General features: G+C 33.7%; 9 protein-coding genes. 8 read left to right on the plus strand and 1 reads right to left on the minus strand.

Translation table 11 applies throughout. The annotated features are described in order from the left end of the window. Positions 1-111: 111 nt before the first annotated feature. The 4 genes from H0I26_RS02455 (at position 112) to H0I26_RS02470 (ending at position 6896) form a co-directional block, all read left to right on the plus strand. Positions 112-1194 carry an efflux RND transporter periplasmic adaptor subunit gene (locus H0I26_RS02455; RefSeq protein WP_218700861.1) on the plus strand — a complete coding sequence of 361 codons (1083 nt, stop codon included), beginning with the start codon at positions 112-114 and terminating at the stop codon, positions 1192-1194. A 25-nt stretch (positions 1195-1219) separates the two neighbouring features. Then, positions 1220-4471: an efflux RND transporter permease subunit gene (locus tag H0I26_RS02460; protein WP_218700862.1), complete on the plus strand. Its 3252-nt coding sequence runs from the start codon at positions 1220-1222 to the stop codon at positions 4469-4471. Continuing rightward, on the plus strand, positions 4464-5912 hold the full coding sequence (locus H0I26_RS02465; protein ID WP_218700863.1) for a TolC family protein: 1449 nt from the start codon (positions 4464-4466) through the stop codon (positions 5910-5912). Before H0I26_RS02460 ends, H0I26_RS02465 begins: the two co-directional genes overlap by 8 nt. 72 nt (positions 5913-5984) lie before the next feature. Beyond that, positions 5985-6896 (plus strand): ABC transporter ATP-binding protein, encoded by a 912-nt coding sequence (locus tag H0I26_RS02470; RefSeq protein WP_218700864.1) that lies wholly within the window; start codon positions 5985-5987, stop codon positions 6894-6896. Here H0I26_RS02470 and H0I26_RS02475 read toward each other — a convergent pair. Next, positions 6891-8612, minus strand: coding sequence for a WYL domain-containing protein (locus H0I26_RS02475; protein ID WP_218700865.1), 1722 nt, complete (start codon positions 8610-8612; stop codon positions 6891-6893). The genes H0I26_RS02470 and H0I26_RS02475 overlap by 6 nt on opposite strands. 92 nt (positions 8613-8704) lie before the next feature. On the opposite strand from H0I26_RS02475, the gene H0I26_RS02480 reads away from it, so the two are divergent. The 4 genes from H0I26_RS02480 to H0I26_RS02495 all read left to right on the plus strand — a co-directional run bounded on the left by H0I26_RS02480 (position 8705) and on the right by H0I26_RS02495 (position 12642). Next, entirely contained in the window at positions 8705-9223 is a 519-nt protein-coding gene (locus tag H0I26_RS02480; protein ID WP_218700866.1) for a hypothetical protein, read from the plus strand. A 695-nt stretch (positions 9224-9918) separates the two neighbouring features. Further along, on the plus strand, positions 9919-10608 hold the full coding sequence (locus H0I26_RS02485) for a hypothetical protein (protein WP_218700867.1): 690 nt from the start codon (positions 9919-9921) through the stop codon (positions 10606-10608). Further along, positions 10593-11984 carry an RtcB family protein gene (locus tag H0I26_RS02490; RefSeq protein WP_218700868.1) on the plus strand — a complete coding sequence of 464 codons (1392 nt, stop codon included), beginning with the start codon at positions 10593-10595 and terminating at the stop codon, positions 11982-11984. Before H0I26_RS02485 ends, H0I26_RS02490 begins: the two co-directional genes overlap by 16 nt. 103 nt (positions 11985-12087) lie before the next feature. Then, on the plus strand, positions 12088-12642 hold the full coding sequence (locus H0I26_RS02495) for a hypothetical protein (RefSeq protein WP_218700869.1): 555 nt from the start codon (positions 12088-12090) through the stop codon (positions 12640-12642). Positions 12643-12652: the final 10 nt, after the last annotated feature.

Raw genomic sequence — 12652 nt, forward strand, 5'->3', positions numbered from 1 at the left:
ATTATTTATTTCACAAACATAATATAACACAAACAGCCCATCTTATGCCTTCTTGGCTTTGATTTGCTACAATCACATTTTATTTTACCAATTTATTTTAAATAAAAAATTATGAAAAAAATCTTCATTTTCATGGGTTTATTCGCGTGTCTATTTCATACAAGTTGCCAAACTAAAAAAGAAGAAAAGAAAGAACACGTTGCTTTTCTTGTTACCAATCCTATTAAAAAAGACACCACTATAACTAAAGATTACGTCAGTCAAATTCACTCCATTCGACATATAGAAATTAGAGCTTTAGAGAGAGGTTACCTAAAACACATCTCTGTAGACGAAGGGCAACATGTTAAAAAAGGACAAGCCATGTTCCAAATAATGCCAAATATTTATCAAGCAGAATTACAGAAGGCTAAAGCCGAATCTAATGCTGCCGAAATTGAGTTACAAAACACGAAACTATTGGCGGATGGTAATGTCGTTTCTCAAAATGAATTAGCGATGGCAAATGCCAATCTAGATAAAGCTAATGCTGAAGTAACTTTAGCACAAACCCATTTAGGTTTTACTAGAATCACAGCGCCTTTTGATGGTATCATGGACCATTTAGAAGCAAGAGAAGGGAGTCTTTTAGATGAAGGTGAACTACTTACAACATTGTCTGACAATAGTCAAATGTGGGTCTATTTTAATGTTCCAGAAGCAGAATACCTAGACTATATTACTAGCGCCGATAAAGACACTAAAAAAGAAGTCGGCTTACTAATGGCCAACAACAAACAATTCAACCAAAAAGGAATTGTTGAAACTATTGAAGGAGAGTTTAACAGCGAAACAGGAAATATTGCTTTTAGAGCAACATTTCCAAATCCAGATCGCATCCTAAGACATGGCGAAACAGGTAGCGTATTAATGGCAGTGCCTTTTAAAGACGTTATTATTATTCCTCAAAAAGCAACGTTCCAAGTCTTAGATAAAACTTATGTTTTTATAGTAGACCAAGACCATATCGTAAAACAAAAAGAAATTACTATTGGCGCAGAGCTACCACATCTATTTATTGTTAGCAAAGGACTATCCGAAAACGATACCATCTTACTTGAAGGTATCAGAATGGTTAAAAACAATGAAGAAATAGAAACCACGTTTTTAGAGCCAAACAAAGTAATGTCTGAGTTAGACTTATACGCTGAATAATTTTAGAATTTAATCTACAAAAGACATGTTTAAACAATTTATAAAAAGACCCGTTCTGGCTATTGTCATTTCGGTGATCATTCTATTTATAGGTGGACTTGCCATCAAGCAACTTCCTATATCTCAGTTCCCACAAATAGCACCAACAACGGTAAATATCTTTATCGCTTATCCTGGTTCTAGTTCAGAAGTATTAGTTAATTCGACATTAATTCCATTAGAAACAGCCATTAATGGTGTGCAAGATATGCGTTATATCGCGTCCGATGCAACCAGTGCTGGAGAAGCAACCATTCGTGTTATTTTTGAACCAGGCACAGATCCAAACGAAGCTGTTGTCCGAGTAAAAACACGTGTAGATCAAGTGATGCCACTATTACCAGAATTGGTACAACGTGAAGGGGTTATCATATCCCCAGTCCAACCTAGTATGTTAATGTACGTTAACTTATCTAGCACGGATAAAAACAACGACGAAAAATTTTTATATAACTACGCTTACACTAAAGTTATACCCGAAATCCAACGTATTAAGGGGATTGCAAGTGCTCAAATTTTAGGAAGTAGAAAATATGCCATGAGAGTTTGGCTAAAACCAGACCGTATGCGCGCGTATAATATTTCTGCAGAAGAAGTATTAGAAGCCATGGAAGAGCAAAGTATTTTAGCCAGACCTGGGCGACTAGGACGTAGTTCTGGTATGACTGCACAATCCTTAGAATATGTACTAACTTATGAAGACCGCTATAACGAACCTGAGCAATACGAAGAAATTATAATTCGTGCTAATAAAGAAGGTGAAATCATTCAATTAAAAGATATTGCAGATGTCAATCTAGGAAGTGAGTTTTTTGATATTTACTCCAACTTAGATGGAAAACCTTCTGCTTCAATAGTATTAAAACAAACGTTTGGAAGTAACGGTAGCGATGTAATAGATGCTGTAAAAGAAAAACTAGCAGAGTTAGAAGTAGAATTACCTCCAAACGTAGATTTTCAAATTAGTTATGATGTGTCTAACTTTTTAGATGCGTCTATAGAACAAGTATTACACACCCTTAGAGATGCTTTTATCTTAGTAGCTATTGTAGTATTTCTATTTTTAGGTGATTGGCGTTCTACATTAATCCCGATTATAGCCGTACCTGTATCTTTAATTGGAGCCTTTTTTGTAATGCAATTATTTGGATTGTCCATCAACTTAATAACATTGTTTGCCTTAGTACTAGCTATTGGTATTGTCGTCGATAATGCTATTGTCGTTGTGGAAGCCGTCCATGTTAAAATGGAAGAAGAACATCTCACTCCCTACAAAGCATCGTATGAAGTGTTAGGTGAAATTGGAGGAGCTATTGTCGCTATTACTTTGGTGATGGTTTCTGTTTTTATTCCTATTTCATTTATGACAGGACCTGTTGGTGTTTTCTATCGTCAATTCTCTATTACTATGGCCGGCGCTATTGTAATTTCAGCAATTGTTGCATTAACATTAACACCTGTATTATGTGCGATGTTACTTAAAAACAATCATGGAAAAATTAAAAAATCGCCAATAGATAAATTCATCAACTGGTTTAATAATGGTTTTGAAAAACTAACTGGAAGGTATGTTAAAATACTTAATAAAATTGTAGCAAGACGCGTGATAACCTTTGGGATATTAGCCGCTTTTTGTGTCGGTATTTATTTTACCAACAAAGTATTACCAGCAGGATTTATACCTAATGAGGATCAAGGTATGATTTACGCTATTATTCAAACACCACCCGGCGCAACGTTAGAACGCACGAATGAAGTCGCTAAAAAACTTCAAAAAATATGTAAAGAAACAGAAGGTGTAGAATCAGTATCCTCTTTAGCCGGTTACGAGATCATGACGGAAGGTCGTGGATCTAATGCCGGAACCTGTTTAATTAATCTTAAATCTTGGTCGGACCGTGAACACACCGTTCACGAAATCATGGAAGAACTAGAGGAAGAGACTAAAGACTTAGGTGCGGTTATCGAGTATTTTGAACCACCTGCTGTTCCTGGGTTTGGATCTTCTGGAGGGTTTGCCATGCGTCTATTAGACAAAACGAATTCAACAGATTATCATCATTTTGAAGAGATTAACAACAACTTTATAGAAGCTTTATCTAAACGTAAAGAGCTAACAGGTCTGTTCACATTCTTCTCTGCAAACTACCCACAATATCAATTAAAAATAAACAACAAGATTGCCATGCAAAAAGGGGTAACCATTAGCAAAGCAATGGAAAACTTGAATATTTTAATTGGTAGTACTTACGAGCAAGGGTTTATTCGCTTTGGTAGATTCTTTAAAGTTTACACACAAGCAGGACCAGAATATAGACGCTTACCATCCGATCTTGAAAAGCTTTTTGTTAAAAATGAAGAAGGAGAAATGGTACCATATTCTGCATTTATGACCATCACTAAAAAACTAGGACCTAATGAGATTACAAGATACAATCTTTACAACTCAGCATCCATTAGAGGCTTACCAGCTTCAGGATTTACAAGTGGTGATGCCATTAATGCCATTAAGGACGTTGCCGCTAAAGAACTTCCTAGAGGTTATGATATTGCTTGGGAAGGACTATCTTATGATGAAGCAAGTAGAGGTAACGAATCCACTTATATTTTTATAGTCGTACTAATATTTGTCTACTTTGTTTTAGCTGCACAATATGAAAGCTTCTTATTACCCTTTGCAGTAATACTATCACTACCCGTCGGTGTTTTCGGCTCATTTTTCCTATTAAAAGCTATGGGATTAGCTAACGATGTTTATGCGCAAATTGGAGTCATCATGTTGGTCGGATTACTTGGTAAAAACGCGGTACTAATTGTAGAGTTTGCAGTCCAAAAACAACGGGAAGGAGCTACAATTCTGGAGGCAGCTATTGAAGGTTCTAGAGCCAGATTCAGACCTATTTTAATGACGTCCTTTGCCTTTATCGCTGGGTTAATTCCATTAATAGTAGCATCTGGAGCAGGTGCGATTGCTAATAAAACCATTGGTAGTTCTGCTTTAGGAGGAATGCTTATTGGAACCCTTGGTGGGGTATTAGTCATTCCTGGATTATATTACATTTTTGCTAAAATGGCTGAAGGAAAAAGTCTTATTAAGGATGAATCCCATGAGCCATTATCTGAAGAGTTTATTAGAAATAGTGAATCTGCGGGTAAACAAACCAAAGAAAATACGGAACAAATAAGTAAACTGAAAAGTCTATTTAAAAAACTAAGTAAAAGAAACAAAGATGAATAATATAAAAAAACATATAAAGATTAGAACACTCTATTTGATAAGTGTTTTAGCCCTAGTATCATTGTATTCTTGTGTACCCACTAAAAATGTTAGAGAAGAAAACAAGACCGTTCCTGAGCAGTACAAAAGTCAAACTGAAGACACGACCAATACTGCCAACATACAATGGAAAGATTTTTTCAAAGACCCTAATTTAGTCGCTTTAATAGACACTGCATTAGTTAACAATCAAGAGTTAAACATGATGCTGCAACAAGTAGATATGGCAAAAAACGAGATACAAGCCAAAAAAGGTGAGTACCTCCCATTTGTTAATGCTTTCGCTGGAGCTGAAGTTGAAAAAGTAGGAGAATATACTAGAAATGGTGCAGTTGAAAAACATCTAGACATTCGTGAAGGTGAAGAATTTCCAGAACCATTAACTAATTTTTCAGCAGGACTTACAGCTTCTTGGGAACTGGATGTTTGGAAAAAACTTAGAAACGAAAAAAAAGCCGCAGTTTTAGAATATTTAGCTTCAGTTGAAGGTAAGCATTTTATGGTAACACAATTGGTAACCGAAATTGCAAGTTCATATTACGAGCTGATGGCACTAGACAATCAATTGGGAATTATCGAACAAAATTTAGAGATTCAACAACAAGCTTTAAAAATGGTAAAACTTCAAAAAGAAGCCGCCAGAGCAACATTGCTAGCTGTAAGACGTTTTGAAGCCGATGTTTATAAAAACCAGAGTAACAAGTTTCTAGTTCAGCAAAAAATAGTTGAAACCGAAAATTTAATTAACTTTTTGGTTGGTCGTTATCCACAAACGATAACTAGAAGCTCCAATAATTTTATAACCACTACGGTAGATGCCATGTCTTTTGGAATCCCTGCTCAGTTATTAGCTAATCGCCCAGATATTAGACAAGCAGAATACGAGTTATCTGCCTCTAAACTAAATGTAAGTGTTGCAAAAGCTAATTTTTATCCTTCTATTGGTCTTAAAGCCGGTGTAGGTTTAGAAGCTTTTAAGCCTAAATATTTAACAAGCACTCCAGAATCTTTATTATACAATCTCGTCGGAGATGTGGTAGGCCCTTTAATTAACAGAAATGCGATTAAAGCAGAGTATAAAAATGCAAATGACAGACAATTGCAAGCCGTTTTTGAATACGAAAAAACCATTTTAAATGCGTTTATGGAAGTCCAAAACCAACTATTTAATGTAGATAATCTTAAAAAAAGTTATGAGCTTAAAGAAGACCAAGTACAAGCACTTACAGAATCTATAGAATTATCTCTTAGATTGTTTAGATCTGCAAGAGCTGAATATACAGAAGTATTACTTACGCAACGAGAAGCTTTAGATTCTAAAATTGAAATTATAGAAACTAAAAGGGATCAATTATTAGCTAACGTAAAACTATACCAAGCTTTAGGTGGCGGTTGGAATTAAACCATAGCATTTTTTTTTCAAAATTTAAAACCGCTCAAGTCATTGAGCGGTTTTTTTAGTTATTTTTGTTTTATGCTGGACGTTAAAAACCTTACCTTTTCTTATAATAAAACACCTGTTTTAAAAGATATTTATTTCACTGCTAATCAAGGTGAAAATGTTGCCATTATTGGCGAAAGTGGCTCAGGAAAAAGCACCTTGCTAAATCTTATTTTTGGCGAATCCGACTTAAATCAAGGCCAGATTTTCTGGAGAGACAACGAAATTTTAGGCCCTAAATACAATTTAGTTGTCGGTTACGAATTCATGAAATACGTCTCTCAAGAATTTGACTTGATGCCTTTTATAACCGTTGAAGAAAATATAGGCAAACACCTGTCTAATTTTTTTCCAGAAGAAAAAAAAGAACGCACCGCAGAACTTCTAGAAGTCGTAGAGCTTACAGAGCTTGCTAAAACCAAAGTAAAAACTTTAAGTGGTGGACAAAAACAACGTGTCGCATTAGCTCGTGCGTTAGCAAAACAGCCCGAAATTATTTTATTGGACGAGCCTTTTAGTCATATTGACAACTTCCAAAAACAATCGCTTAGACGTAATGTGTATCGATATTTAAAAGATAAAAACATTACATGTATTGTTGCAACACACGACAGAGAAGATGTTTTAGGTTTTGCAGACAGAATGATTGTTTTGTATGACAACAAAATTGTTGTTAATGATAGCCCAGAAAATTTATTCAAAAACCCAGAAGCACCATTAATAGCCTCGTTTTTTGGTGAGTTTAATATAATTAATGACGCTATAATTTATGCGCATCAATTAAAAATGGTATCACATTCTGAGCTTAAAGCGACTGTAATACATTCTTATTTTAAAGGACACTACTACTTAATTGAAGCGTTATTAGATGACGATATTGTGTTTTTTGAAAACAAAATTTTATTAGAAAAAAATCAAACCGTTTATCTTCAAAAACAACTATAGATCTTCACGTTCGGCATACTGCAATTCATTAGGTAATTCCACTGAAGAAAACTCCAAATGCAATACACGACGTCTTTTTTGCACCGTTGTTTGAGAAGAGGCATGCAATAATAAAGGTTTTATTAACTGCACACCGCCAGCAGCAACTTCACTGACAAAGGGAATTGAATTATTAGAAATAAGTTGTATTTCTTCATCATTTAAACGTTTATTGTGTGACCCCGGAATCACTTTTAAAGCCCCATTTTTAATTGTCGTATCATCCAAATGAATACGCATCGCGAAAGTGTTTTTAGAAATATTTTCAGGTGGACAAACACTAATGACTCCTTTTTTATTAGTCCATGACTTAAACCCCTCAATTTCTACTTTTTCAGAAACATTTATAGGTACATCTTGATGCCAGCTAACATACCAATTGTCCTTTGGTGATTTATCAAAATAAATAGCTTTAGTTAAAAACACGTTTTTACTGATTGAGTTAATCAGTTTCTTACAATTCTTATTAAATAAAATATCTTTTAATTCTGGCACCTTTTTTAAGACTTCACGCATTCCAAAAGCCTGCTCACCATGCGTTTTTATATAAGTATCCAACCTCGCTTTTAGTTTTCTAATATCTCTTTTTGAATACACATGATTTAAAATTCCAAAACCTTTATACTCTAATCGTTTTGCAACTGTGCGTAGATTCTTATCATTAATTTCTGTCTCGTAAGCATCCACAGCATCATACAAACGTTCTTTTATATTTCGCTTTAAACGTTCTGGAGCAATTACTTTTACGCCTTCGCCTAGACCTAAAATTTCTTTTTCGAGCTCAAAATTAAGCTGCACGTCCAAAGCTATTGTTACACCATAATTATCACGACTCACTTCTCTCTGAGAATGATGAAAAGGTTTCGTTAACACGTAAGGCGCGTGTCTATGATTAACGTACAGCAACACAGCATCAGGTTCTAAATGTGGACTTACAGAAACCCCAATAACATCCTTATAATATGTTTCGGAATTAAATGTTGCATCAAAGACAAAACTATTTTCACTTTTATTTAAGGCAATTATCCGGTCTAAAGCTAAATTCATTACCCCTTCATTTTTGTTTCGTTTACCTATAACAAACCAGCGGTTTCTAAATTCTTTTAGCAAATACGGATGAAACACAAAGGTGTTTTCTTGTCTAGCCTTAAAGGATTGGTAAGTAATATCTATCGCTTCTTTCTTCAAAATAAACTGATAGAGTTTATCTAAATATTTTAAGCCTTTTAAATTGTCATTTTTTTCGAAATCTATTAATGACTTCTCATGTGTTTTTTGAGTATACACATGGTCTTCTAGTTTTTGAACCATGCTACCCAATTCATCAAAATGAGAAAAACCTTGAAACTGTTTTAAAAAAGAAACCGCTTCCGACAACTTAGTTAAGTCTTGATTAGAAATCGGACTATTTGTAATACTATACTCTTCAGTTTCATATTTATAATACTTCCTATTGTAAACTACAATTGGTGCATTATAACCCAATTTGTCGCTACGCATCATTTGCAAGTCCAATTGCACTGTACGTTTACTAACATCTACATCTTTACCTTCATAGTCATACAAGGCATCAGAAACCGCTTCAATTAAATCATTAAGCGTCCATTGCTTAAAATTGTTTTGAAGACATTTATCAATAGTTTTATATCTAATTAATGCGTTTTTGTTTACTGCCATTTTCTAAAATATTTCTTGTAATTTATAAGAAAATATCTAGTACGCAAAAAGATTGCGTATCAAAGCTTATTCTTTGTATCAAATAATAAACAATGGAAGCTTTAAAATTAAAAATATTCGACGTTTTAACTAAGAAAATAGCTGTTTCAGAATTTGAAAATTGGCTGTATGATTCAGAAGAAATTATAGAAAACATTGAGTTGAATACAATTTATTTTGATGCAATTTCAATTAACTACAAAGGTAAAAACTGGAGTACAGATTTAAATAATATAGCCTTAAATTATTTAGGTGAAACCTATAACGAAATAATAGAAATAAATAAATTATGTTCAGCCATAATTGAGTCTGAGGCTTTTCCAGAAACTCACAATCTTTTAAGCGATTTACAAAGAAATTTTGATTTTGATAAAGACTACTCTGTATTATGGAAATTATATATTTTGAAAGATTATTTTGATTTGGTAGCCGAAGGTGTTTACCAAATAGGCACATTTAAAAAAGAAGCAGACTATTATTCAAAAAAAGCCTTAGAAATAATTCTAAAAAATGAAAAAATAAACGAAATCAAAACTAAATTAGAAATAATTTTAGAAGATTTTAAACCATAAATCAAAAATTCCTTGCTTTTTTCAAAAAAATATAATACTTCGTATTATGCAAGCTGATTTTCAAAAAAAGAAAAATAAATTTTGTAAAGTCGAAAAATAATCTAAATATTTGCACTCAGGAAATAGCAATTCCAAACAAATACTAAAAATCAATTATTAACAAAACACGAAGCTATGTATATATTCATATCAAATCAAAATCGTCCAAAAGGTATTCTGCCTTTTATGATGCTTCGTGAGTATTTTAGTTAATACAACTTTTCAAATTATAAATGAAAAACCCGAAGCAATTTAAAAACTGTTTCGGGTTTTTTATTTCCAGTCCAACCAGTTAACATTTAATTTTATTACTGAAGAAAATAATGTTTTTTTTTCTTTATGTAAAGAAGAAAAATAAAACATAACCTTAGTTATGGTTTCTTTTTATCCTGAAAGAGAAAGGAAAAAAGGGTGTTTTATAGTGATTAAATTAAGTATTAACTAGTGTAAAGCAAGCCCGCTAAAACATTACCCAAAACAGTAGTAAACACAACCAGAATTACATTTTGTCCGTAGTCGACGCGTTTCAGAATGTATTTCAAAAAAAAAACAAATTTAAAAATGAAATACATGTATTCAATTTAAGCACAGATTCCAAATTGGGAGTAATTACAGGAATCATTTAAAACAGACAAAACCAATGAAAAAAATGTCTAATGAAACCAGTAAACATAAAAACAACGCGACAAAAAGAAGTGCGTCGTTTAAGGAAAAGACAATGTGAAATTAGGACACTAAATCGTGACTTAGATTATATAGAATTAGACAAACCTATACGTCACGGTTGGTATAAAGAAATTATTATAACGGAAAAAGCAGATAGATATAAAAACAAAGCTGCAATTCTGGAAATTTATGATAAAATCGAAAGGTATTATTGGGGAAGAACAAAAGAAGAAGCTGAGAAAAAATGGCTTGATCAAACTTCAAAACACCTTATTTACAAAGACTTTCCAACAATAAGTAAAAAGCAGTTTAATAAATTAAGTTTTAAAGCACAGTGCCTATGTACTGCGTTTCAATTTCGAAACAATTTTAAAAAGCTAAAGATTAGATTTTATGTCCGCATTCCAAAAGGTACGTATAGAATTAAGCACGCAAGAGCTTATATAACGCATAGAAAACGTATAGATCCTTTATTAGAAAGTGAATATGATCTAATCGCACAACAATTAGAAAAACCTGAATATTATACTATTGCCGAATCTTGTAATAAGTATAAAGATAATTGGCATTTATCAGAGTATAAACAGGAAAAATTACAAACAAATAAACATCTAAAAGCGTTAAAAAAACACAAGCTTAAAGATGTTATAAACGACACCATATTATGGGAAAGAAATTAAGCGGAAAAGACTTAATCAAATTAGGCTTTCCAAAAAACAACAGTATTAACGTGACTTTAGGTCAAATTAATCGCTATCAAAAACGTCTTAAAAAAGAACGCATATTAGAAGACGCAAAAAAAGTATTATTACATCCGGAAAATTACAAAGGCGATGGTGTTTGGGGGAAAATAGCAGAAAGCCTGCTAGACCCAGTAAACGTAACAAAGCAAAAATTAAACACGCATCGTGTGCCATTTCAAATTTATGGAGAGCATGAGATTGACGACCAAGCAAAATACCAATTATACGACGCTTTAAAACTACCTATTGCAGTTGCAGGTGCTTTAATGCCGGATGCTCATGTAGGTTACGGCTTACCAATTGGAGGTGTTTTGGCAACAAAAAATGCCGTTATCCCTTATGGAGTAGGCGTAGATATTGGGTGCAGAATGTGTTTAACTATTTATCCAGTAAAAGCCTCTTACTTAAAAGGTAAAAAACATCAATTGGAGACTATTTTGTCTGAACACACAAAGTTTGGAATGTATGAAACACATAAAACTAAGCATGATGATCCAATTTTTGAGCGTGACGAATTTAAAACCATTCCGTTAGTAAAACGTCTAAAAGACAAAGCCTTTAAGCAATTAGGAACCTCTGGTGGAGGGAATCATTTTGTAGAGTTTGGAGAGGTAAGCATTACAGATGTTAATAACGAATGGGATTTACCATTAGGAGAATACCTAGGCGTTTTATCGCATAGTGGCTCGCGTGGTTTAGGTGCTAACATCGCTAAACACTATACATATTTAGCAACAAAGCAATGTCCGTTACCAAAACACGTACAACATTTAGCATGGCTAGATTTAAACACACACGACGGACAAGAATACTGGTTAGCTATGAATTTAGCTGGAGATTATGCACAAGCATGCCATGACAACATTCATAAGCGAATAGCCAAATTATTGGGAGAAAGACCGCTTGCTAAAATAGCCAATCATCACAATTTTGCTTGGAAAGAAAACGTGAACGGAGAAGAATGTATAGTCCACAGAAAAGGAGCAACACCAGCTAAAAAAGGAGCGCTAGGTATTATTCCAGGATCTATGACGGCACCAGGGTTTATAGTACGCGACCTAGGAAATAAAGACAGCTTACAATCGGCATCGCACGGTGCGGGCAGACTATTATCTAGACGACAATGTAAAATGACATTAACACAAAGTGCCGTAAAAAAAGAATTACAAAAACACGACGTCTCTTTAATTGGCGGTGGTATTGACGAAGCTCCAATGGCTTATAAAAACATTGAAACCGTCATGCAAAACCAATTAGAACTAGTGGAAGTCGTTGGCAAGTTTACGCCTAAAATTGTAAGAATGGCAAGGTAATAAACGTTGGGCGTTACCTAAAAAGGTCGGGCTCTCGGCAGTCGCTCTCTGCGAGGAGCTTCAACAAATGCCTCCATCCCTAACGCAAAAAAAACAGAAAACAATGGAACAAAATCATAACATAAAAAGATACGGAGAACAATGGCCAAGCTATAGAATAAATCAAGGTTTGGACATTTTAAATAAATTAAAAACATGGGTTATAATTTCTGGAGGTTGGGCATGGCATTTTATGTCACCAGAAGATCATACAGAATATAAACATGCACACGACCATAAGGATATAGACATTTTTGTAAACCCTAAAAATGTAGCAGAAGTAATGGTAATATTAGCTAAAGACGGTTTTGAAAAAGTCTGGACAAGATACGACCACATGCCAAGTAATGAAAACTTTAGACGCTACGAGAAATTAGATTGGTTAGATAATGGGAAGCAAGTAAGAGTGACAATAGATTTTTTCGAATCTAGTACTGTTGAAACTATTAAGGTAAACGGTTGGAATTTAGTAGAACCTAAAACCCTATTAAGTTATTATTCTAACATTCATTCTAGCGATAAATGCTGGGCAGTAAAAGCAGCACTGCAATTAATTGAAAATGGAAAAAGCCCCATAGGCAGTGCTTTATTATCTAAAAATCCTTTAGAAAAAGTATAGTAAAAACATT

It is taken from the genome of Olleya sp. HaHaR_3_96 (assembly GCF_019278545.1).
Taxonomy (GTDB): domain Bacteria; phylum Bacteroidota; class Bacteroidia; order Flavobacteriales; family Flavobacteriaceae; genus Olleya.

Coding starts and splice junctions, on each gene's coding strand:
- H0I26_RS02455 (WP_218700861.1), top strand. CDS start 112: ATGAAAAAAATCTTCATTTTCATGGGTTTATTCGCGTGTCTATTTCAT.
- H0I26_RS02460 (WP_218700862.1), top strand. CDS start 1,220: ATGTTTAAACAATTTATAAAAAGACCCGTTCTGGCTATTGTCATTTCG.
- H0I26_RS02465 (WP_218700863.1), top strand. CDS start 4,464: ATGAATAATATAAAAAAACATATAAAGATTAGAACACTCTATTTGATA.
- H0I26_RS02470 (WP_218700864.1), top strand. CDS start 5,985: ATGCTGGACGTTAAAAACCTTACCTTTTCTTATAATAAAACACCTGTT.
- H0I26_RS02475 (WP_218700865.1), bottom strand. CDS start 8,612: ATGGCAGTAAACAAAAACGCATTAATTAGATATAAAACTATTGATAAA.
- H0I26_RS02480 (WP_218700866.1), top strand. CDS start 8,705: ATGGAAGCTTTAAAATTAAAAATATTCGACGTTTTAACTAAGAAAATA.
- H0I26_RS02485 (WP_218700867.1), top strand. CDS start 9,919: ATGAAACCAGTAAACATAAAAACAACGCGACAAAAAGAAGTGCGTCGT.
- H0I26_RS02490 (WP_218700868.1), top strand. CDS start 10,593: ATGGGAAAGAAATTAAGCGGAAAAGACTTAATCAAATTAGGCTTTCCA.
- H0I26_RS02495 (WP_218700869.1), top strand. CDS start 12,088: ATGGAACAAAATCATAACATAAAAAGATACGGAGAACAATGGCCAAGC.